Source organism: Ramlibacter algicola, assembly GCF_016641735.1.
Lineage (GTDB): Bacteria > Pseudomonadota > Gammaproteobacteria > Burkholderiales > Burkholderiaceae_C > Ramlibacter > Ramlibacter algicola.
Genome location: NZ_JAEDAO010000001.1, coordinates 1,794,901 through 1,816,733, shown reverse-complemented (window position 1 = coordinate 1,816,733; position 21,833 = coordinate 1,794,901). Strand labels below are relative to the sequence as shown.

At 66.6% G+C, this 21,833-nt stretch carries 15 protein-coding genes and 1 pseudogene; 10 read left to right on the top strand and 6 right to left on the bottom strand.

Annotated elements, in window-relative coordinates; genetic code table 11:
- The first annotated feature begins 3 nt into the window (after nt 1-3).
- Nucleotides 4-636: a TetR/AcrR family transcriptional regulator gene (locus I8E28_RS08845; RefSeq protein WP_200787618.1), complete on the top strand. Its 633-nt coding sequence runs from the start codon at nt 4-6 to the stop codon at nt 634-636.
- Nucleotides 637-1,607: 971 nt separating this feature from the next.
- Here the strand turns inward: I8E28_RS08845 and I8E28_RS08840 are convergent.
- The gene (locus I8E28_RS08840) at nt 1,608-3,839 is read right to left on the bottom strand and encodes a hybrid sensor histidine kinase/response regulator (protein ID WP_239027211.1); all 2,232 of its coding nucleotides are present in this window, start codon (nt 3,837-3,839) and stop codon (nt 1,608-1,610) included.
- A 230-nt stretch (nt 3,840-4,069) separates the two neighbouring features.
- Here I8E28_RS08840 and I8E28_RS08835 point away from each other — a divergent pair, with 230 nt between their 5' ends.
- From I8E28_RS08835 to I8E28_RS08820, 3 genes are all read left to right on the top strand, one after another.
- Nucleotides 4,070-4,357, top strand: a complete 288-nt coding sequence (locus I8E28_RS08835) for a hypothetical protein (RefSeq protein ID WP_200787617.1) — start codon at nt 4,070-4,072, stop codon at nt 4,355-4,357.
- A gap of 406 nt (nt 4,358-4,763) precedes the next feature.
- Nucleotides 4,764-7,091, top strand: coding sequence for a hybrid sensor histidine kinase/response regulator (locus I8E28_RS08830; protein WP_200787616.1), 2,328 nt, complete (start codon nt 4,764-4,766; stop codon nt 7,089-7,091).
- A gap of 564 nt (nt 7,092-7,655) precedes the next feature.
- On the top strand, nt 7,656-9,350 hold the full coding sequence (locus I8E28_RS08820) for a 7TM diverse intracellular signaling domain-containing protein (RefSeq protein ID WP_200787614.1): 1,695 nt from the start codon (nt 7,656-7,658) through the stop codon (nt 9,348-9,350).
- Between the two features lie 363 nt (nt 9,351-9,713).
- On the opposite strand, the gene I8E28_RS08815 is transcribed toward I8E28_RS08820, so the two are convergent.
- Nucleotides 9,714-11,531 carry an FAD-binding oxidoreductase gene (locus I8E28_RS08815; RefSeq protein ID WP_200787613.1) on the bottom strand — a complete coding sequence of 606 codons (1,818 nt, stop codon included), beginning with the start codon at nt 11,529-11,531 and terminating at the stop codon, nt 9,714-9,716.
- A 47-nt stretch (nt 11,532-11,578) separates the two neighbouring features.
- On the opposite strand from I8E28_RS08815, the gene I8E28_RS20850 reads away from it, so the two are divergent.
- Nucleotides 11,579-11,704 carry a hypothetical protein gene (locus I8E28_RS20850; protein WP_275403456.1) on the top strand — a complete coding sequence of 42 codons (126 nt, stop codon included), beginning with the start codon at nt 11,579-11,581 and terminating at the stop codon, nt 11,702-11,704.
- An 849-nt stretch (nt 11,705-12,553) separates the two neighbouring features.
- Nucleotides 12,554-13,267 (top strand): flavin reductase family protein, encoded by a 714-nt coding sequence (locus I8E28_RS08810; protein WP_200787612.1) that lies wholly within the window; start codon nt 12,554-12,556, stop codon nt 13,265-13,267.
- A 164-nt stretch (nt 13,268-13,431) separates the two neighbouring features.
- Here I8E28_RS08810 and I8E28_RS08805 read toward each other — a convergent pair whose 3' ends face one another.
- Entirely contained in the window at nt 13,432-14,055 is a 624-nt protein-coding gene (locus tag I8E28_RS08805; protein ID WP_200787611.1) for a DNA-3-methyladenine glycosylase I, read from the bottom strand.
- A 109-nt stretch (nt 14,056-14,164) separates the two neighbouring features.
- On the opposite strand from I8E28_RS08805, the pseudogene I8E28_RS08800 reads away from it, so the two are divergent.
- The 4 genes and pseudogenes from I8E28_RS08800 (at nt 14,165) to I8E28_RS08785 (ending at nt 18,204) form a co-directional block, all read left to right on the top strand.
- A pseudogene (locus tag I8E28_RS08800) lies at nt 14,165-15,144 on the top strand (Bug family tripartite tricarboxylate transporter substrate binding protein).
- Between the two features lie 41 nt (nt 15,145-15,185).
- Nucleotides 15,186-15,851 carry a response regulator gene (locus I8E28_RS08795; RefSeq protein WP_200787610.1) on the top strand — a complete coding sequence of 222 codons (666 nt, stop codon included), beginning with the start codon at nt 15,186-15,188 and terminating at the stop codon, nt 15,849-15,851.
- A 49-nt stretch (nt 15,852-15,900) separates the two neighbouring features.
- Entirely contained in the window at nt 15,901-17,232 is a 1,332-nt protein-coding gene (locus I8E28_RS08790) for a sensor histidine kinase (RefSeq protein WP_239027210.1), read from the top strand.
- Nucleotides 17,233-18,204 (top strand): Bug family tripartite tricarboxylate transporter substrate binding protein, encoded by a 972-nt coding sequence (locus tag I8E28_RS08785; RefSeq protein WP_200787608.1) that lies wholly within the window; start codon nt 17,233-17,235, stop codon nt 18,202-18,204.
- Nucleotides 18,205-18,260: 56 nt separating this feature from the next.
- Here the strand turns inward: I8E28_RS08785 and I8E28_RS08780 are convergent, their stop codons facing one another.
- The 3 genes from I8E28_RS08780 to parC form a co-directional block, all read right to left on the bottom strand.
- Entirely contained in the window at nt 18,261-18,968 is a 708-nt protein-coding gene (locus I8E28_RS08780; RefSeq protein WP_200787607.1) for an FHA domain-containing protein, read from the bottom strand.
- A 148-nt stretch (nt 18,969-19,116) separates the two neighbouring features.
- On the bottom strand, nt 19,117-19,488 hold the full coding sequence (locus I8E28_RS08775) for a hypothetical protein (protein WP_200787606.1): 372 nt from the start codon (nt 19,486-19,488) through the stop codon (nt 19,117-19,119).
- Nucleotides 19,489-19,492: 4 nt separating this feature from the next.
- Nucleotides 19,493-21,823 carry a DNA topoisomerase IV subunit A gene (gene parC / locus I8E28_RS08770; RefSeq protein WP_200787605.1) on the bottom strand — a complete coding sequence of 777 codons (2,331 nt, stop codon included), beginning with the start codon at nt 21,821-21,823 and terminating at the stop codon, nt 19,493-19,495.
- Nucleotides 21,824-21,833 lie beyond the last annotated feature (10 nt).

Below are 21,833 nucleotides of genomic sequence, written 5' to 3'. Positions count from 1 at the left end.
ACCATGGCAAGTTTCCTGACAAGCGGGGAATCGGCGCCGGCGGCGCCGCACGCCGCGCAGGGAACGCTCAAGGATCGGCAGAGCGCGCTCACGCGTCGCATCCTGCTCGACGCTGCGGTCGCGCAGCTGCAGGAGGGTCCCTGGGCCGAACTGACGATCCGCGCCGTCGCGCGGCGCGCCGGGGTCGCCGAACGCACAGCGTTCCGTCATCTCTGCAGTCGTGAGGAATTCCTTGACGCTTTGTCCATCGAAGTGTCGCTGCGTCTGGAACTGCCCGAGCTGCCGAAGTCAGCGGCGGATCTGCCCTCTGTGCCTCGCGCGCTCTACCGGGCCTACGACGCGCACGCGACGCTCACCCGGGCGGCGCTCCATTCCGAACTGTTCGACCGCATTCGCGAAACGACAGCCCAAGAGCCCTGGTTGGCCGTGAGGCGCCTCGTCGACGCCTTCGCTCCGGGGCGCACTGAGGGGGAACGCGCCCTGACCGCTGCCAACATCCGCTACCTGCTTTCGGCCACGAGCTGGAACTACTACCGCACCTACTTCGGGCTCAACCTCAAGGATAGCGTCGCAGCGGCCGAGCAGGCGATCACGCTGCTCGTGAACTCATTGGTGGATTCGCCCCTCGGAGCCTAGAGGCATCGGCTTCCCCGACCTCGCGGTGAGTCGCCAGTGGTCGCCTTCAATGGAGAGGGCGCGCCAGTCACAAAATGACCGCAGCGCTCGTATACATGTCTGCCACGAGAACGGCATCCACGTAGCTGCGCAGCTTGTCTGCGTCGAGAGCCCCTCTGTCCGCACCCCAGAGCAAATATGGAGCCCGAAGGGGCGCACGCGCCGAACCGCGTCCCTGCATGAAGTCCGCCGGCCAGGAACACCGGTCGACGGGACTGACGGACGAAAAGGGGGCTGACGTCGTGCACACGCCCTGTGCCACCGAGCAAACGGATGGGAGCCTTCGGGCTGCCGGAATCGAGCAGGAAGGCTCGGACGTGCGGCTCGTAGGCCCTGAGCAGGTCCAGCGCATCCGCGCCTTCCACGTGCACGACCTGCACCACACGAAGGTAGGGGAGCATCCCGCGTAGGCGGGCGACCTCGCGTGGTCGACCACTTGCACCGTCGACACGCCGCAGCAGCGTGGTCGCGATGCTTTCGGCGCGGCGTTCCTGCGTAAGGAGGAACGAAGACACGCCCGCGGGCACCTCGCGGACGATGTCGCGGATCAATCCGTCTTCGATCACCCCAGGGCCGCTCGGCATCGAGCCCCAGGCCGAGCGCGTCCACTCCTGCACGCATGGCGAGCTGCGCTTTCTCGGCGCTGCCGATGCAGCAGATCTTCAGTCGCGTCCGCGTCATCCCGGCATGTCATGCCGTTTACCCGCATGAACGCGGCCCGCCCTATCGACGGCTTCTTCCAGGGCTAGGAGTTCCTCAACCGACGCTTGCACCTCCGCGATTGCAGACTGCCACCGCCGCCAAGCGTCCTCGTACTCCGCACTTTCCCGAGGGCACCGTCGCATAGTGTCAAGTGCACTGTGTTCAGCTTGGACGGCGCTCACAAATCTGTCTCGTGACCTTGCTTGCGGTTCCATGAGAGCGCGAGTTAACTAGCTAGTACTGCCCTCGCCGGGACGAGAGCGCCCGTGAGCGCCCCCAGGGCACGGAAGGACGGCCAGCAGTTCTGGGTACTTGACAGGCTTCACGAGGTGATGATCGAAACGCGCAGCACGACTGCGCGCTTTGTCTGCCTCCTGACCGTAGCCAGTGAGCGCGATGAGTAGACACCCGTCGCCGGCCAATCGCCGCACGCGCTGGCCCAGTTCGTAGCCATCCATCTCGGGTAGCCCGATGTCCAAGATGGCGACGTGCGGGCGGTAATCCGCCAGGTTGGCAAGGGCTGTCGTGGGATTCGTGAACGTCACCACTTCGTGCCCTTCCATGGCGAGAAGCTCACCCAGCGTCTCGACGGCGTCCGCATTGTCATCGACCAAGAGGATGCGAAGGGAGATCGGCGCTGTCCGGTGCTCGTCGGGAGCAGAGTCAAGCGCGGCCGGCGCTGAGGGCTGGCTTCGCGGCAACAAGACCGTGAACTCACTGCCCTTGGCAGGTCCGTCGCTTTCCGCGCGCACAGTGCCCCCGTGCAGCTCCACGAGGCTGCGCACAAGAGCAAGGCCGATGCCCAGTCCGCCCTCTGCGCGATCGATGCCTCGCGGACCCTGGACAAAGGGTTCGAACAGCCGCTCCATCAACTCCGGCGACATACCTCGCCCGTTGTCCTTCACGTGGATCGAGATCCTGTCCGGACCTGCAGCGCGTGCGGAAAGCTGGATGAGACCTCCGGCGTCCGTGTAGCGTGCTGCGTTCGACAGCAGGTTGGCAACGATCTGCGCGAGCCGCACGAAGTCACCGTCGCACACGAGATCCTGGTCTGCTTCGACCTCGAGCCTGTGTCCACGTTGTTGGACCAGCGGGGTGACTTGTTCGACGGCTCGCTCCAACAAGGAGTGGATCCGTACCGAGCTGCGTTTCAGTTCCACCTTGCCGCGAGTGATCCGCGAGATATCGACCAGATCGTCGACCAGGCGTATCAGGTGATCGACTTGGCGCTGGATGATTGCCCGCTCGCGTTCCGTCTCCCCGTCAGCGCGGACCTGCATCAGCTGCAACGCCGTCGCAATCGGCGCCAAAGGGTTCCGTAGCTCGTGTCCGAGTAAAGCGAGGAACTCGTCTTTTGCGCGGTCAGCCTTCTGCAGTTCGTTCAGGAGCCGCTCCCGGTCCGCAAGAGTCTGTTCGAGCTCACGGTGCGCCAGCACCTGCTGACTGATGTCGCGCGTGAAGCATCGGGTGTAACGCAGTTGTCCTTCCTCGAAGTAGCCGTTCGAGTAGATGAGGACGGACCGTGTGCTGCCATCCTTGCACAGTAGCGTGGCTGGTTCATCACGCAAGACTTCGCCACTGGCGAGGCGACTGAGGATGGACATGGCCTGCCGCCCATCGACGTAGAACTTGGCGATGTGGTGCCCGACATACTCATGCCACTCATAGCCGAGCATGGACAACTCTGCGCGGTTGGCGTACAGCACAGTGCCGTCTGCAGCGACCTTGTGAATGCCCTCGCTGGCGTTGTCCAGAAATTCCGCGAGCTCTCGCTCGCGCTTGCGCAGCGTGACCTCCGCCTCCCGGCGCCGCTGCACCTCGAACTGCAGCGACTCCAGATTGCCGGCTGCGATGCGCGACGCCGCGTCCGACGAACGAGGCAGGGTTCGATAAATGCTGAGCACACTGGTGTGCGCCGCACAGACGTGCTGGTAGGCTGATGCACCGCGCGACGACGTGAAGAGGTCCTGCGCGTACCCGCAAAACAAGACGAACTGGTGCCGTCGCGCGATGTCGTTCCAGAGGCTCTCGAGGCGCAACGCGCCTTCGTAGTTGTCCCGCTCGCACAGCACGGCAACCATCTCTCCGAACGCGTGCAGTGCCTTTCCGCCGGGTACTTGCGCGAGCAAAGGGCCTATGGTGGCCTCGAACATGGCAGCGTCCGGCTCGCCGTTTTTCATGAAGCGCGCCATGGTCTCATCCGCGTCGAGCAGGATCAGGCTGCCCGTGTACCAGGCAGTCTCCGACTTTCCAAGCACGCCTGAGAATCCACTTAAACGGCGCGACAGTTCTGCCCGATGCGGAGGAGTCGCAATTGCGATCGCGAGTCCTCCGCCCCGCAACGCTTCATCCAGGAAATCCGCGACTTCCTCGACCAGTCTTTCATCGTGATCGTAGATGCGGACCCTGTGGTCGCCTGCCGCTGGCCGGAGCAATAGTGTCGAGTGAGTAGCGTCAATCAAGGAGAGCTCCTTTGGCTTGACGGACGTTGGAGCGCGCCAAATCGGAAGCCTTCGTTAGCTTATCAGCGTAGAGCGCAACCCGACGTAGGAGCAAGCTGACATCCCGGGGAGCTCGCAGGCGCATCCCATTCGAAGCCCGTCGCTGAACGGGTCACCTACCCCCTGCAACCCAAGCCAGGCGGCACGCTGCAGGCCCTTTCAGGGGCGAAATTGGTAGTCACGGCTCGCGCGTGGCCGTCGTACTGGTGAAGCCCGCCTGCATCGCGACTCCCCTGATCGAGCACGTCGTGCATCCCCGCTGGAAGCGCCACGACTGGTTGCTGTACGACCGGCACGATGCCGCCGCGACATCCTGGAAGCCGTGGTCCACCCGCGGCGACGTGGAGATTGGGGGTGGCGCGGCGTTCAATGGTGTCGCGTCCGCACTGGTGCCTGCACTGATGGATGCCCGCGCGCCCGCACTCGTGCGACGCCAGTGGCGCGGCGAGCCTTCGTCCGGCAGCACTGGCAACCTGTAGAACCGTCCAGCGATAGCCAAAGACGCACGATCGACCACCGCCCGAATCCAGTCCAGTACTTCAACCGGCTGCTGCAGCCCTCGGGCGGGATGGCCGGTCTCATGACCGGCGCACTCGTCGGCGGCGCCTGGCTGCTCGCGCGTGGCATGCGCCGATCGGGCCCGCGTCAAGACCTGACGCACCAATCACCTGCTGCCTAGTTCAGCGCGCCAGACGTGGTGCATACCCAGCCTACGCACGAGGGGGCCGCGAGCACCTCGGATGCATCGCGATGCAGCTCTACTCGTCAGAGCGAGGGGGCCTGACCAGCGCAGCAAGATAAGCGGATCCCAGGGGGTACCATGCTTCTCATCCTGAGTAGGCGTAGATGAAGAGAACTCCATACCTTTTTGCGGCGACGACGCCGATGGCCCAGCGCCTGCGAACGACGGATTGGGAGGCCACGGCCCTCGGTGCGCCCCAAGAATGGGACGCGGCGTTGAAGACGCTGGCGCCGATCATGCTGGCTTCGAACCAGCCCATGTTCATCGTCTGGGGGGAATCCCGCTGCCTGCTCTACAACGATGCCTATGCCACGATCCTTGCGAGCAAGCACCCGGCAGCGCTCACCCGCGACTTCCTTGATGTCTGGCACGAGATCCGCGAGTCGCTGGCGCCGATCGTGCACGCCGCCTATGGTGGCGAGCCGGTCCAGATGGATGACATCGAGTTGTGGATGGAGCGCCGAGGGTATCGCGAAGAAGCGCACTTCTCCTTCTTCTACGCGCCTCTGCGTGCCGAGTCTGGTGAGATCGGCGGGTTCTACTGCGCCTGCAACGAGATCACGGCGCAAATCCTAGCCGAGCGCCGCCTCAGCGAGAGCGAGTCTCGGCATCGGGGCGTGCTCGAGAACATGGAAGAGGGCTTCGTGCTCTTCGACAGCGAGTTCAACCTCTTGGAGGTGAATCAGGCGACGATGAGGATGGTGCAGTTGCCGCGTGAAGTGCTCATCGGCCGCAATCACTGGGAGCTGTTCCCTGGCACGCGGGAGGGCTCGGTGGGCCACATGTACCGGCAAGTCGCTGCCGAGCGCCGCGCGCAGTCGTTGGAACACTTGTACCGCTTCACGGACGGCCGTGAACGCTGGTTCGAAGTCCGGGCGTTCCCGGTGGCCGACGGCATTGCCGCAGTCTTCCAGGATGTCACAGAGCGGCGTCAGCTTCAGGAGGAACTCACGGCGTCATTCGAGCGCGTGCAGTTGGCACTGGACGCGGGCGCCATCGTCGGCACATGGGTCTGGAGCATTCCGGAAGACCGTTTCGTCGCTGACGAACGCTTCGCCCTTTGTTTCGGCCTCGATCCCGCGACACTGCGAACCGGCGCCCCAATAAGTTACGCATTTGCCGCGATCCATCCCGAGGATGCGCCACGGGTGAGGCAGGAATTGGAACGCGTCCTGCAGCTGGGCGGCCCGTACCGCTGCCAGTACCGCGTGCTGCGGAATGGCGCCTATTGCTGGGTCGAGGCGAGCGGGCGCGCTGAAATGGACGACCAGGGTCACCCGGTTCGCTTTCCGGGAGTGCTGCTCGACGTCGAGGAACGGCGGCGCGTAGAGGCGGAACGCGACCAGATGCTCGAGACATTGCGCCTGTCCGATCGCCGCAAAGACGAATTTCTCGCCATGCTCGCCCACGAGCTGCGCAACCCGCTGGCACCGATCAGCACCGCCGCACAAGTGTTGAAGCTTGCACGTGGCGAGCCGCAGCGCGTCGACGAGGCCAGCAAGGTGATCTCACGGCAGGTCAGTCATCTGACGAAACTGGTGGACGACCTCTTGGACGTTTCGCGCGTCACGCGAGGATTGGTTCAGCTGGAGCTGCACGCTGTGGACATGCGCACTGTCGTGTCTGCGGCAGTGGAGCAGGTCAAGCCGCTCGTGCAGTCACGCGACCATGAATTGCGCACTCGTCTTGGAGCCGGCACCTGCACCGTGCGGGGGGACTTTCACCGGCTGGTTCAGATCGTTGCCAACTTGCTGAACAACGCGGCCAAGTACACGCCGCAAGGCGGTGTCATCGAGGTGGCGCTTGCCCCCGAAGGCGGCCGTGCGGTGCTCACTGTCACCGACAACGGAGTGGGAATCGCGGCCGACATGATCCTTCATGTGTTCGAGTTGTTCACGCAGGCCGAACGCACCCCCGACCGCAGCCAGGGCGGGCTCGGAATCGGCTTGGCGCTGGTCCGCACCCTAGTGCAGCTGCATGGAGGCGAAGTGCGCGCCAACAGCCCGGGCCTGCACAAGGGAAGCACGTTCCGCGTCGAGTTGCCGCTGGCGCCAGTGCACCCTGTCGCCCCGGAGCCGGCGGTCAACCCCAGAGCTGGTGCGGCCCGCATTTTCGTGGTCGACGACAACGTCGATGCGGCCGAGACGCTGCGCGATCTGTTGGAGTTGATGGGGCACTCCGTGACGCTCGCTCATGATGCTCACGGCGCCCTCCGGCAGGCGGCACAAGCCACGACTCCCTGGGATGCGTTCATTCTCGACATCGGCTTGCCGGACATGACTGGCTACGAATTGGCGCAGCGACTGCGTGAGCAAGCAGCAGCGCGGAACTCCACGTTTGTGGCGCTCACTGGCTATGGCCAGCCACACGATCGCGTGATCTCGAAGGCTTCGGGCTTCCAGCACCACTTGGTAAAGCCTGCGGACGTGGCCGTGCTGGCAGAGATCGTCGCCCCCATCGCACACTCATAAATCGCGCCGACTTGCAGACGTGCTGAGCAGGTGGGGTGACAGCCGTAACCGCGGTAAAAGCCTGGCCAGGCGTCCATCGTGCAAAGCAACGCGTGGCGAAGGCGCGCGGCGCAGGACGGCAGAAGGCGCGACTGCCTCCTCAGGCCGCGCCGCACGTCAGGCCATCGATGCGGCCGCCGGGGTCGGCAGCGCCCCTGACGCGCCCGGCTGAATCCATTGGATTGAAATCGCGTGTCACCCTGACACGGTCATGTCCGGTTTTGGCCGGAAGCAGACCTCGGAAATCCAATTGGAACCGGACGCCCTTATCGGGGTGGTGGCGCATCGAACACGTCCCGGAAGCCCAGGCGCCGATAGAACCCGATCGCGTTCTGGCTAGTGTTCAGGCCGATGTAGCCGCGCGGCGACGTGCACCGGCACGCATCGACAGCTACTTCGATCAACGTGCTTCCGATTTCGTGTCCTTGAAGAGTCGCGCTTCGACCAGCGCCTTCATGTGCAGGCGCGACCCCGCCCAGCCACTGGTCCACAATGGCAGGGCCGCTCCACTCCGATTCCCACCCAGTGCTTCGCTTCCTGGCGCGTCTCGCAGTCGCCGCCGCCGGACTCCTCCTGTGCACCTTCGCCCTGGCGCAGCAGCTTGCGCCGCAGGAGGACCGCAACGTGTTCCCGCTCGATGGCGCGGCGCAATGGGCCATGGACCAGCAGGGCCGGTGGACGGCCGCGGACGTCGCGCGCAACGATGCGATTGCCTGGCAACTCTCGCCCAAGGGCGGGATCCATCGCCTGACCACCGGGCAGGCTCTCTGGTTCCGCTTCAAGGTCCCACCACTCCAGGGTGAAGGCTGGCTGCTGCAGATCGAGTACCCCTCCGTCAACCTCGCGACGCTGTTCGAAGTGACCGCCGAGGGCGCAGTCCAAGTGGCGCAGGCCGGCGACACGGTGCCCGTCGCGCAGTGGCCGGTGCCGCACCGTTATCCGCTGCTGCCGGTCGCGGTCAGCCCGGATGCGCCGCGCAGCTACCTGCTGAAGATCGAGAACCCGCACACGTTCAGCGCGCGGATGGAGCTCGTGCACCGGCAGCTGACCGGCATCAGGGAACAGCGGACGACGCTGCTGCTGGGCATCTACTTCGGGCTGGCGGGCCTGGCGGCGCTCGTGGCCGCCATCAGCGGCGTCGTGCTGCACGACATGACGTATGTGCGCTATTTCGTGGCCGTCACTGCGATGGCGCTGGCGCAAGCGGCCGCCACCGGCGTCGGCGGCTTGCTGTTGTGGCCGCATTCACCGTGGTGGAACGATGTCTCGTCGCTGCTGCTGCCGGTGCTCGCTGGAACCGCCTTCCTGTGGTTCATCGCGTCGGCGGTCTCCCTGGCGGACCGGCATAAGGGGTTGAACTGGCTGGTGCTCGGACTCTGCGTTGCGGGGATTGCGACCGCGATCGGCGTCGCGCTCGTCGAGCCGTCCTGGCGATTCCGGCTGCAGGTGCCCGTCGTGGCGGTGGCCTGCGTCGCCGGAGCCACCATCCTGGTGTGGGCCGCACAGCGCGGCGACCGGCACGCGCGCTGGATGCTCTATGCGCTGCTGCCCGTGGCCCTGACGGCCATGCTGCCGCTGGCGGGAACGGCGGGACTGATCCCGGTGAGCGCGCTGACGGTGAATTCGATGCCGATCGCCATCGCCCTCGAGTTGCCCGCGCTGCTGGGCATCCTGCTGCTGCGCAACCAGGACCGCCGAGAGCACGGCCGGCGCCTGCTCGGGCTGTACCACACCGATCCCGCCACAGGGCTGCCGAACGCGCGGGTCTTCGAGACGCGGCTGCAGGAGATGGTCGCCCGTGCGCGGCGCATGGGCTACGCGAGCGTCCTGTTGCTGGTCGACCTCGAGGACGAAGTGCAGGCGCGCATGAATTGGGGCGCTACGCAGCACCACCAGCTCGCCCTGCACCTGGCGGGCCGGCTTTTGTCGATCGCGCGCGATCCCGACACGGTGGCGCGCCTGGGCGATACGCGGTTCGGCATGTTGGTCGAAGGTCCGCTACGGCCTGACGAAGCAGCCTGCATGGGCCAACGCGTAGTCGCGCGCTGCTTGATGCCGGTGCAGAACCAGCCGGTGGCGCAGGTGCTGCCGGTGCGCGTGGCGCAGGCCATCGTGCCGCGTGACGGCACCGACGCACAGGAGCTGCTGGCGGCGTTGCGCGCGCTGCTGGCGCTGCACGGCGGTCGACCGGTGCAATCCCTGAAACGGGCGACCGTCTGAGTTTGCCCGCGCGGCGGCTCGCGCGCGAGCGCGTCCCGGTCCAGGTGAACTCAGAGCCGGAGGCAGTCGCTCTATTCGCGGACGACTGCAGCCAGGTCCCAGGAGCCGGTCGATTCATCGAACCGCAGGATGTAGCTCCCGTCGCTCGTCTCGACCTTCCACCATCGGAGGTCACTGCCAAACCATCGATCCGTGACGGCCTGCACCTCGACGCGCCGTGTGCCGAACCAGATGACCGCGGGTTCCGCAGAACTGCCTGGCCCTCCTGCGGTGCACTCCACGCGGATCATGGAGGTACGGTACCAGAGGCACCTTCCTGAATAGCCGCTCTCTGCCAAGAGCGATCGGAGCAGGACTGACGGATCAGTGGCCTGCGGAAGGCCTCCTGCTGAAGCCGTCGTCCGTCCATGACACACTGCCGACCCCATGGCGCACGAAGAACAGCCCCGACGGGTCGTACTTCGCCTTGACACCGAGCAGGCGGGGATAGTGGTCGCCCCAGAAAGCCTGCTGCCAGCCGGCCTCGAAGAAATCGCTCTCAGAGACATACGATCCCGCCTTGCCCGCCACGCGGCGCAGTTCGTCCCGCGCACGGCCGATCGCCTCCCTGCGCTCGCGCGCTTCGGCGACGTGGGGTTCATGGCCCGCCACGCCCGGATAGGAAGGCTGCTCTTCGGCGCCGCTGATGGCGAGCGCGAACGCCTCGGCGGCCACTGGGTTCATCGCGGTATCCCGCGCGGCATCGATTGCGTCGGGTGGCGCGCCGGCCAGCCCTTTGTTGAAGTGCAGCGACACTCCCCAGTGCCGGCTTGCAGCGAACAAGGCATCGCAAAGCGCGCTGCGTCTTCCCTGCTGCAACAAGACGGCAGGGAGCCACGTCGACTGGTAGGCGTGCAGGACCTGGCCCGCCTGACCCTGGTCACCCGGCCAGAACACGTTGGCCTCCGGCGCGCCCGGGCGATCGTCGCGCCGGATGAAGCCCAGCGTCCGCTTCAGCAGCGTCGGTGACCAGAAGGTGCGCGCCGACGTCGACACGACCTTCAGCGGCGAGAAGTCGATCGAGAAGTCCTTCGGCGCGGCTCCCACTGCATCGAAGAACGGCTGCCAGATGGCATTCGCTTCGCTGCGCCCGAGGCCCTGGAAAACCATCGACACTGCCAGTGCGTTGTCGCGCCGGATGCGGATTTGCTCGCCCCAATGGGGATTCATGAGCCGCTCCGCGTAGTGATCGACCGCCAGCCGGATCAGCTTGCGGAAGGCGTCGGGCGAGGCCGCGCGCACGGTGAAATTCACTGCGCCGAAGGTTTCCGGCAGTTCATGCACGCGAAGCACCAGGCGTGTCACGATGCCGAAGGTGCCACCCCCGCCGCCCTTGATCGCCCAGAACAGGTCCGGGTGCGTGCAGGCATTGGCGATGCGCACCGTGCCGTCCGCCGTGACGACCTCCGCCTCGAGCAGGTTGCCGGCGGCGAGGCCGAACCGTTTCGAGAAGCTGCCGAAGCCGCCGCTTTGCACCAACCCGGCCACGCCGACAGTCATGCAGCCGCCGCCCTGCACGTAGCCGCCGCCGCGGGTCGTCACCGCGTCGTAGACATGCGCCCAGAGCGCGCCCGCGCCGACACTGACCGCTCGCTGCGGCGCAGCTGCGCAGTTGGCAGGCACGAATGCTTCGTGCAGCTGCACGGCATCCATGCGGCGTGTCCACACGAGAAGCGAGTCGGGTGCGTTCGACGTTCCCTGGTAGCTGTGGCCGCCCCCTTTGACGACGAGGCGCAGCCGGTGCTCGCGAGCGAAGTTCACCGCGGCGACCACATCCGAAGTCTTTCGCGCTTCGACGGCGTAGGCGCTGGGCGAGGAGGTCCACGCGTCGACCCAGCCGAGCGTCTGCGTGAGCGCCACATCGTCGCCCAGGAAATACGGGTTCTTGGCCCGCTGGAACAAGTCGGCGCACGCAGCAGCGTCGGCCCGGCAGGCGGGCCAGGGGGAACGCACTTGCCGCAGGCCGCCTTCGAGCTGGGCGCCCAGCTGTTGCCAGACCGCGGGCGCCGGCCAGTGGGGGTGGCCCGGCCGGACCCTGTCGGCCATCTGCGGGATGGGTGCAGCGGCGGCAGCCGGCAGAACGGGAATGGTGGCGGCAGCTTTCAGCAGGCGACGCCGGCCGCTGTCAATGGGTGCGGGCATGGGGGTCCAGAAGGACACCCGATTGTGCCGCGCCGTGCGAGATGCAATTGAGCATCGGCGACCTCGCCGGCAACGTCATGGCAATGCAGGTGTTTCTGGCGGCCATGCTTCGGCACGAGCAAGGCAATAAGAAGCTGCTCGAGGACTGGAGCGAGTGCTCGAAAAGACTTTGAACGACCTTAGCGCCCCCGATGGCGAACCGTACCGACAGGCATTTCGAGCCAACGCGCAACGCATGCTCGACGTGCTTCGAGGGTAACTGCGCGTTGCCTGCAGCAAAGCCGCACTATCGGAACGCACGCTGGACCGCTGCCGCGTAGCCTCTCGCCTTCTCCAGTTCGTGCATCACCTCTCCCTGACTCTTCGAATAGAGCTCGATCTGTTGACGGTCACCTGGCGGACCCATGACCCATGTGATCTTCCACAGCCCGCGGTGAGACCCTCTTGCTACTGCCAGCCCAGTACTCGCAGGGGTGTCCCCAATGCGGTCGTTGAGGGCCGAAGTTGCGAATTGAACGCTGGCGCCATCCTTGTCGTACCGCCAAGAAGTGATTGCCAAGGTGGGCGCTTCTCCGTCCCTGAAAATGTACGTGATGCGATGTGGTGACTCAGTGAGCACACCAACGAGAGTGCACCTGCACTGCGCTTCCAGATCAACAAAGCGTTTCTCGCGCGACGCAGGCTTCGAAAACTTGAAGAGATCCTGAATCACGTTGAGGTATGCCGGGCTGACTTCCACGATCCTGGAATTTGGTGGTGCGGGAGCCGTGGTTGCCTGGCTTAGGGCTGCTTGACCTGGCACCAGGCACATTGCTGCCATAGATGCTGCCCTCATGAGTCTTGATTGTGGTTTCATTGCTTCCTTAGGCTCCGCTTTTTAGCATTGCGGCTCGCAAGACCGCTTTCGGCCATTGGCGGACCTAGGCCGGGGGCGCGCGTTTCACTGAGATGCTGCAGCGGCATGACGGGCAGGCGCTTGCAGGCGGGACGCCGCACGGCGTAGGCTCGTTCACACCCCTTGCATGTGCTCGTTCGGCACGCTTCGTTCCAGCACGAACCTTGAGCCCGACCCACGCCGGCAAACTGCGGGGCAGATCCTGCCGCCACAAATGTCCCATTCCATTTCCAGATCGTTTTCGCCGTCGATTTTCTACTTCGGCACACCTGTAGCAGTGCTCAGCACCAGTAACCATGATGGTTGGGTGAACCTCACACCGATGTCATCTGCGTGGGCTCTGGGAGACCGCATCATTCTTGGGCTTTCCGTGCACTCTCAGGGCTACAGTAACTTGGTACAGACAGGTGAGGTAGTAGTCAATCTGCCCGATGCAAGCGCGGCCGAAGCGCTCGAACGGATCGCCCCCACGACTGGAGCCCGCGAAGTTCCAGCACATAAGGCTGCTATGGGTTATCGATTTGAGCGCGACAAATTCGCGTTAGCGGGCTGGAGTGAAGTGCCGTCCAGCAAGGTGCGCCCCCCGCGAATTGCGCAGTGCCCGATCCAGCTTGAGTGCAGGTTGCTCCAGTCGCACGCTGCGAAGCCGACTGACGCTGACCCCGAGCCAGGTTTCCGGATCTTCGAAGTTGAGGTTGTTCAGGCGCACGCGCATGAAAAGATCCTCTGGCCGGCCACGGATCACGTGAATACGGAACGCTGGAAGCCGCTTCTCTACGTATTTCGCCACTACTTCTCGACGGGCGATCGACTGGGTCGCAACTTCCGAGCGGCGGCCTGAGGAAGCTCGACAGCCGCGATCGCGACGGAATTGCGCACATCGTTGAATGTGTCGATCGCATGGCGGATCATCACCTGACAGTGGAGTTCCGCACCAGGTGTGGTTCGACGGCGCACCGCGTGCGCACGCTGGTTTCCAGCGCTGCTCTCGGCCAGGAGCGGCCGTCATGGCGAATTCAAGGACGGACGCCTGAAGCTCTTGCGCGCCTGTTCCACCCGTTCCCGGGCCACGCACCCATCTGCATGGTCATTCACCAGCCCCATGGCCTGGATCAAGGCGTGCATGGTGGTCGGGCCGACGAATTTCCAGGCCCGCCTTTTCAGGTCCTTGGACAGGTCGCGCGAAGCCCGCGAGATCGAGACGGAGCGATGTGCGTCAACTTCATCCGCAGCGGGCTCGAACCGCCAGAAGTACGCAGCCAGCGTGCCCGTCTCCTCGACCAGTTCGCACGCACGCTTCGCGTTGTGGATCACGGCTTCGATCTTGCCGCGATGGCGCACGATGCCCGCATCTGCAAGCAGGCGCGCAACGTCCTTTTCCCCGAAGTTCGCGACCTCGCGGAAATCGAATCCCTTGAACGCCGTGCGAAAGTTCTCCCGCTTGTCGAGGATCGTTCGCCAGCTCAACCCCGACTGAAATCCTTCGAGGCTGACCTTTTCGAACAGGCGAAGGTCGTCCGCCACGGGGAAGCCCCATTCGTGGTCGTGGTAAGCGATGTAGCCGGGTGGCGCGCCGGCGCACCAACTGCAACGAGGAAGTCCGTCAGGACCCGGGACCGTGGAGCTCATCCCGGGATGATGCCGCAGGCGCTCGAGCGGGCGCATTGAAAGCGGGCTGAAAGGAGCGCGCCGGTAAGGTGGCCTTGCTCCGGCCGGCCGGCCGGCTCCAGAGGCCTTCATGAACCACACGAGACGTACCTTGCTCGGCGCCGCTGGCGCCTCCACCCTCGGCGGACTGCTGCCGCTGCATGCCTTCGCGCAGAGCTGGCCTTCGAAGCCGATCCGGTTCGTCGTGCCGTTCGCCCCCGGCGGCAGCTCCGAGATCATCGCGCGCTCGGCGGCGGCGGAGATGGCCAAGACGCTGGGCCAGAACGTGTTCGTCGACAACAAGCCGGGCGCCTCCGGCAACATCGCGATGGCCGAAGTGGCGCGCGCCGAGGACCAGCACACCGTGATCCTGGGACACATCGGCACGCTGGCGGTGAATCCCTACATGTACGAGAGCTTCCGTACGACGCCAACAAGGACTTCAAGCCCGTGAGCCTGCTGGCCAAGGTCCCGAGCCTCTACGTGGTGAACCCCTCGGTGCCCGTCAAGGACCTGAAGGAGTTCATCGCACTGGCGAAGGCCAAGCCGGAGGCCCTGAACTACGGCTCCGCCGGCAACGGCAGCGCCGGCCACCTGGCGATGGAGTACCTGAAGATGACGGCCGACATCTCGCTCGCGCACATCCCGTACAAGGGAACGGGTCCGCAACTCACCGACCTGCTGGCGGGTCGCCTCCAGGCGGCTTCCGTGGGCGCGTCGGCCATCATCCAGCACATCAAGGCGGGCAAGCTGCGTTGCATCGCCACCGGCTCCACACAGCGTCTCTCGCAGCTGCCTGACGTGCCCACGGTGGCAGAGCAAGGCTTCCCCGGCTTCGAAATGACCCAGTGGTACGGGCTGCTGGCGCCCGCGTCGATGGCGCAGGCGAACATCGATCGCCTCGCGGCCGAGGCGCAGAAGGCCATGAAGTCGCAAGGCGCGCTCGAGCGGCTCAACCAGGATGCGGCGCAGTCGGTCGGCGGCAGCCCGGCCCAATTCGCGCAGTTCATCGCCAGCGAGCAGAAGCGCTGGAAGCAGGTGGTCGAGCGGGCGAAAATCAAGGCCGAGTGATCGGCTGCGCCGGAGGGCGCGGCGTTCCTCGCCACCCTCCCATGCGCATCCTCCTGGTCGAAGACGAACACGCCTTGGGCACCTGGCTGTCCAAGGCGCTCGGTGCGGCCGGCATCATCGTCGAGTGGGTCGACACCGGCCGCACCGCGTTGGCCGCCGCCGCCGCCGGCCAGCACGACGTCATCGTGCTGGACCTCGGCCTGCCGGACCGGGACGGGCAGGACGTGCTGGCCGACATCCGCCGCCGCGACCCACGCGTGCCCGCGCTGGTGCTCACGGCGCGTGACGCGCTCGACGACAAGGTGCGCGCCTTCAACGCGGGCGCCGACGATTTCCTGGCCAAGCCCTTCGATCTGGAGGAATTGCAGGTCCGCCTGCACGCCCTGCTGCGCCGCGCACGGGGCGTGGACGCGGCGCGCCTGGCCTGCGGGCCGCTGGCTTACGACCTCGCGCTGCGCAGGTTCGCACTGGACGGCCAGCCACTCGCGCTGTCGCCGCGCGAAGCCGCCGTGTTGCGCGTCCTGCTGCAGCACGCCGGCGAGCCCATGTCCAAGCAGCAGATCCTGGAGCGCGTCGTCTCCGACGACAAGGACATCCAGCCGGAGGCGGTCGAGGTCATCGTGCACCGCCTGCGCAAGCGCATCGATGGCCCGGGCCTGCGCATCACGACCTACCGGGGCCTCGGCTATGCACTGGAAGCGGCTTAGCCGGCTTCGGCTGGCACAGCAGCTCCTGCTGCTGCTGCTTCCCGCACTGATGCTCCTGTCACTGGCGGAGCTGCGCCTCACCGCGCAGGACGTGCATCGTGCCGCGGACGCCGCGTACGACCGATCCCTGCTCGGCGCGCTCAAGTCCATCGACGCCAACGTCTCCACCGAGTCGGGCGGGCTCTCCGTGGAACTGCCCTACCGCCTGTTCGAGTTCTTCGAGCTGACGGCGAGCGGGCCCGTCCAGTACCGCGTCGCCACGGCGGACGGCCTGGTGGAATTGGGCAGCGCCGACCTGCCCCCACCGCCCGAGGCGCTGAAGCTCGGGGTGCCCCAGTTCTACGACGGCACGTACTTCGGGTCGCCGGTGCGCGTCGCGGCTTACGCGCGCGAGCTGGATCAACCCGCGGAGGGCTCCGCCTCGCGCAAGCTCGTGATCCAGGTCGCCGAAGGCACGCAGTCGCGCAACGAGTTCCGTCGCACCTTCGTGCGTCGTGCGGCGTGGGCGAGCGCCGTGTTCCTCGTGCTGGCCACGGCAGCGTGCGTGGCAGCCGTCGTGCTCGTGTTGCGTCCCCTCGGCCGCCTCTCGTCCGAAGTCGCGCAACGCTCACCCGGCGAGCTGCAGCCGCTGCCCGACGAGGATCTGCCAGGCGACGTCCGCCCGCTCGTGGAGGCGATCAACGAGCACATGCAACGCACCCAGGCCCTGGGCGCGCAGCAGCGCATGTTCCTGGACGATGCTTCTCACCAGCTGCGCACGCACCTCACCACCCTGCGGATGCAGGTGGACTTCGCGCTGCGCGAGAGGAATCCGGGCGAAGTCCACGCCACGCTGGCGGCGCTCGGCGAGGAACTGCAGCGCGCGACCCGCAGCACCAACCAGCTGCTGGCCCTGGCGCGCAGCGAATCCGCCGACCTGCAGCCTGCACAGTTCGACGCGCTCGACCTGCTGCGGGACGTGGCCCGCCAGTTCCTTCCGGCGGCACGGGACAAGGGCCTGGATCTTGGTGTCGAGGCCGAGCATCTGCAGGCGTGGGGTGACGCGGCACTGCTGCGGGAGGCGTTGGCCAACCTGGTGGCCAACGCAGTTGCGTACGTGCCGGTGGGCAGTGTCACCTTGCGCGCCGCGGCGGACGCGCTGGGCTGGAGCGTGGTGGTCGAGGACACCGGCCCCGGCCTGCCTGCGGAGTTCCAGGCCCGCGCCGGGACCCGGTTCGCGCGCGGCACCGGCCGCGCCGGGGGGGCCGGCCTGGGGCTCGCGATCGCCAGTGGCATCGCCACGCGGCACGCCGGCACGTTGCGCCTGGAACGCGGCGGCCCGGGCCACGGCTTGCGCGCGACACTGTGGTGGCCCCGTCCCCCATCGATGCCGGAGAACTGAATGCGGCTGGTGCCATGCCTCGTCGTCCTCGCCTCCTTGCAGGCAGCCGCCGTCCATTCGGCTCCGCGCACCGAATGCATCGTGCCGGCAAAAGCCGAAGGCGGCTTCGACCTGACCTGCCAGTTGCTGCGTGACATGCTGCGCCTGCCGTCCGCTGCAGCCGCTGCGGCGGACGTGGAGATCCGCTACCTGCCCGGTGGCATCGGCGCGGTCGCCTTCGACCGAGCCGTGACCCAACGATGGAGCGACCCGCGCACGGTCGTCGCCTTCTCCACCGGATCGCTCGTCAATCTCGCACAGGGCAAGTTCGGGCCGCACTCGCCCGAAGCCGTGCGCTGGCTGGCGACGCTCGGCACCGAATACGGCGTGGTGGCGGTTCGCAGGAACTCGCAGATCACTTCGCTGGAAACATTGCGCATGCGCCTGCGCGCCGACCCGGCCGGCCTGGTGTTCGGCGCAGGCGGTGCCGTCGGCAGCCAGGACTGGATCAAGGCGGCCTTGCTCGTGAAGGCCGCCGGCAAGGACCACCGCGTGATGCGATTCGTGTCGTTCGAAGGCGGCGGCCAGGCGGTCGCGGCGTTGCGTGCCGGCCATGTGGACGTCTTCTGCGGCGACGCCGCGGAGGCGACGAAAGCCTTCCTCGCCGGGGAACTGAAGCTGGTCGCGGTGCTCGCACCGCATCGCCTGGCGGGTCCGCTGGCGCAGGTGCCCACGGCGCGCGAGCAAGGCGTCGACCTCGTCTGGCCGACCGTTCGCGGCCTCTACATGGGCCCGGACGTCCCGGCCCACGACTATGACGAATGGGTCCGCACGCTGCGTCGGATCATGTCGACCCCGGAGTTCGCCCGCGCCTCGCGCGCCCGCGATCTGGAGCCGTTCCCGATGGTGGGCAGTGAAGTGCAGCAGTACGTGCGCGCGGAGGTGGCGCGCATGCGCGACCTCGCGCGGTCACTCCACCTGCCGGTGCGCTGATCTCCGAACCGCCGGACCTCCGCCGAAGCACGCAGGCGGCGAGCGTTGACCGGCCTTCAGGCCGGCGAGCGAGGAAAGACTCGTCTCAACCAGGAGAGCGGGCCTGGGGCGGGAGGAGCCTTTCCGACGGTCGGCATTTCATCGGGAGCCTGCGTTTGCCCCCCTGGCTCCTCGAGCAGGAACTGCAGGCGCCCTGTGTCCATTTCCAACACATCGCCAGGACGCAGGCGCACGGGCAGACCGCCCAGCGCAGATCCATTGAGCAGGGGCGTCGGTCCCTCAGCGAATTGCACGGCGAATTCATCGCCGCGCCGGATGAAGGTGACGATGCATTCGCCAGGCTTGCCGATCGTGTTGACCACCTTGGCCAATTCGATGGCTTCGCCGGGGTGGGCTTCGTCCATCCGCCGGAGGTAGGCCTTGCGGGGGCGGTCACTGGACCGCACCAACAGCGTCGGCTCATAGGCCATGGCCTTGGGGTCGGCCACCAGCTTCAGGTCGTAGGCGCCGATGGACACCGTGCTTCCATCCACGAGATCGGCGCGTTCGATCCGCTCAGATCCCAGATAGGTCCCGTTGCTGCTGCCAAGGTCCTCGATCGTCAACCTGGACCCCGACAAGAGGAGCACTGCATGCGTGCTGCTCACCGTGGGGCTGTCGAGCACGATGTCGTTCCCAGTCGAGCGGCCGATGCGGGTGCACTGGCCGCCGATGGCATAGGTCGCTTGCGGCTTGCCCGCGAGCGAGACCACGAGACTTGGCACGTGAAGGATCCTCCTGATCGTCTAACGGCTGAGCATGCCATTGGTGCACACCGCCATGTGAGCAATTGAAAGCACCGGCCAGCCCGAGCGTCGAGCTCGCTGGTGGGAAGTCACTGCGACTCTGTGATGGGACGACTCGCACTCGGAGTCAGCACGCGTAAGACGCCCGGAACACCGCCGCCGCGTCCGGCACGCAGCGCGCGTGCGCCGCATCCACCGTGAGCCGCTCGCCATGGAACGTGAACTCCGCGCGCCATGGACCGTCGCCGTCGAACGGCAATTCGATGGCCGTGAAGCGCGTCACCGCGTCGCTGAGCGAGCCTTCGCGCAAGCGGCCGAAGCAGGCGGCGGCACCGCCCTGCCAGCGCGCACCCGACAACTCCAGCGCGAGCCCCAGCAGGTAGCCGCCCTCCCCGCCCGCGAGTGTCGGCTCGATGGCCGCCGCCGCGAACACGATGCGCAGGAGGTCGCCGTTCGCCTCGACACGCGCCACCTCGGAGTCGGCGAACGCGAGGCGCACGGCGTCACTCCACGCGTTCGACAGTGGTCGGCTCGAACGTGAAGTTGCCCGGCTTGCCCTTGCGGCCGCGGCTGCCGAGCGCGTTGTTCAGCGACCGGATCTCCAGCGTCTCGTCGCGTTCCTTGCCGCGGAAGGTGCCGCGGATGACGATGCTGCGCACGTACGCGGCGGCGCCGGCCAGCGTCTCCTTCTTCTCCAGGTCCATCAGCATCAGGCCGCGGCCGCCCTTTTCCTGCGGGCGCAGCTCGGTGATCGGGAAGGTGAGGATGCGGCGCGTCGACGACACGCAGGCGACGTGCGTGGCGGGCGCTTGCGGCGCCACGTTGGCAGGCGACGGCCGGCAGACCATCTCGCCTTCGCCGCAGCTGATGAACGCCTTGCCGCCGCGCTGGCGCGACATCATGTTTTCCACCGTCGCGAGGAAGCCGTAACCGCCGGTGTTGGACAGCAGCAGCCACGCACCCGGTGCGCCCGCGTAGTAGTGCACGAGTTGCGTGCCGGCTTCGAGTTCGATGTAAGTCGTGACCGGCTGGCCGTCACCGCGCGCGCCGGGCAGCGTCGAGACGGGAATCGAATACACGCGGCCGTTGCTGCCGAACGCCAGCAGCGTGTCGACCGTGCGGCATTCGAAGGTGCCGTACAGGGCGTCGCCAGACTTGAACGCGAAGGTGCCCGCCTCGTGCCCATGGCCCTGGCGTGCGCGCACCCAACCCTTCTGCGAGACGACGACGGTGACCGGCTCGTCGACCACCTTGATCTCGGCGACCGCGCGCTTGTCTTCCTTGATCTCGGTGCGGCGGGCGTCGGCGAACTGCCTGGCGTCCTGCTCGATCTCCTTGACCATCAGGCGGCGCAGCGCGGCCGGGCTGCCGAGGATTTCCTCCAGCTTCTTCTGCTCGTCGCGCAGGTCCTTCAGTTCCTGCTCGATCTTGATCGCTTCCAGCCGCGCCAGTTGGCGCAGTCGGATCTCCAGGATGTCTTCGGCCTGGCGGTCCGACAGCCGGAAGCGCGCGATGAGCGCCTGCTTGGGCTCGTCGCTGGTGCGGATGATCGCGATCACCTCGTCGATGTTCAGCAGCACCAGCTGCCGGCCCTCGAGGATGTGGATGCGGTCCAGCACCTTGTCCAGGCGGTGCCGCGAGCGGCGCTCGATGGTGCGCTGGCGGAACTCGATCCACTCGGTGAGGATCTGGCGCAGCGACTTCTGCACCGGCTTGCCGTCCAGCCCGATCATGGTCATGTTGATCGGCGCGCTGGTCTCGAGGCTGGTGTGGGCCAGCAGCGACTTCACCAACTCGTCCTGCGAGATGCGGCTGGTCTTGGGCTCGAACACGATGCGCACCGGCGCGTCCTTGCTCGATTCGTCGCGCACCGTGTCCAGCACCGCCAGGATGGACTGCTTCAGTTGCAGCTGGTCCTGCAGCAGTGCCTTCTTGCCGGCCTTGACCTTGGGGTTGGTGAGTTCCTCGATCTCCTCCAGCACGCGCTGCGTGCTGACGCCCGGCGGCAGTTCGGTGACCACCAGCTGCCACTGGCCGCGCGCGAGGTCCTCGATCTTCCAGCGCGCGCGCACCTTCAGCGAGCCGCGGCCGGTGCGATAGGCCTCGGCGATGTCGCTGGCGCTGCTGATGATCTGGCCGCCGCCCGGGAAGTCGGGACCTGGCACCAACTGCAGCAATTCCTCGTCGGACAGGCGCGGCCCCTTGATCAGCGCCACGCAGGCATCGGCGATCTCGCGCAGGTTGTGGCTCGGAATCTCGGTGGCCAGGCCGACCGCGATGCCGCTGGCGCCATTGAGCAGCGTGAACGGCAGCCGCGCGGGCAGCTGCGTCGGCTCCTGGAACGCGCCGTCGTAGTTGGGGACGAAGTCGACCGTGCCCTCGTCGATCTCGTCCAGCAGCAGGTTGGTGATGCGTGCCAGCCGCGCTTCCGTGTAGCGCATCGCCGCCGCGCCGTCGCCGTCGCGCGAGCCGAAGTTGCCCTGGCCGTCGATCAGCGGGTACCGCTGGCTGAAGTCCTGCGCCATGCGCACCAGGGCGTCGTACGCCGCCTGGTCGCCGTGCGGGTGGAAGCGGCCCAGCACATCGCCGACGACGCGCGCGCTCTTGACCGGCTTGGCGCCCGCATTGCCGGCGCCGAAGCCCAGGCCCATGCGGTACATCGAATACAGGATGCGCCGCTGCACCGGCTTCTGGCCGTCGGCCACGTCGGGCAGCGCGCGGCCCTTGACGACGCTGAGCGCGTATTCGAGATACGCGCGCTGGGCGTACGTGCCCAGGTCCAGCTGCGTGTCGTCGCCGCCGTCGGCGCTGGTGATCAGTTCTTCTTCGTCCATGGTTCTCGTC

Coding starts and splice junctions, on each gene's coding strand:
- I8E28_RS08845 (WP_200787618.1), top strand. CDS start 4: ATGGCAAGTTTCCTGACAAGCGGGGAATCGGCGCCGGCGGCGCCGCAC.
- I8E28_RS08830 (WP_200787616.1), top strand. CDS start 4,764: ATGGCCCAGCGCCTGCGAACGACGGATTGGGAGGCCACGGCCCTCGGT.
- I8E28_RS08815 (WP_200787613.1), bottom strand. CDS start 11,531: ATGCCCGCACCCATTGACAGCGGCCGGCGTCGCCTGCTGAAAGCTGCC.
- I8E28_RS08810 (WP_200787612.1), top strand. CDS start 12,554: ATGTGCTCGTTCGGCACGCTTCGTTCCAGCACGAACCTTGAGCCCGAC.
- I8E28_RS08805 (WP_200787611.1), bottom strand. CDS start 14,055: ATGAGCTCCACGGTCCCGGGTCCTGACGGACTTCCTCGTTGCAGTTGG.
- I8E28_RS08795 (WP_200787610.1), top strand. CDS start 15,186: ATGCGCATCCTCCTGGTCGAAGACGAACACGCCTTGGGCACCTGGCTG.
- I8E28_RS08790 (WP_239027210.1), top strand. CDS start 15,901: ATGCTCCTGTCACTGGCGGAGCTGCGCCTCACCGCGCAGGACGTGCAT.
- I8E28_RS08785 (WP_200787608.1), top strand. CDS start 17,233: ATGCGGCTGGTGCCATGCCTCGTCGTCCTCGCCTCCTTGCAGGCAGCC.
- parC (WP_200787605.1), bottom strand. CDS start 21,823: ATGGACGAAGAAGAACTGATCACCAGCGCCGACGGCGGCGACGACACG.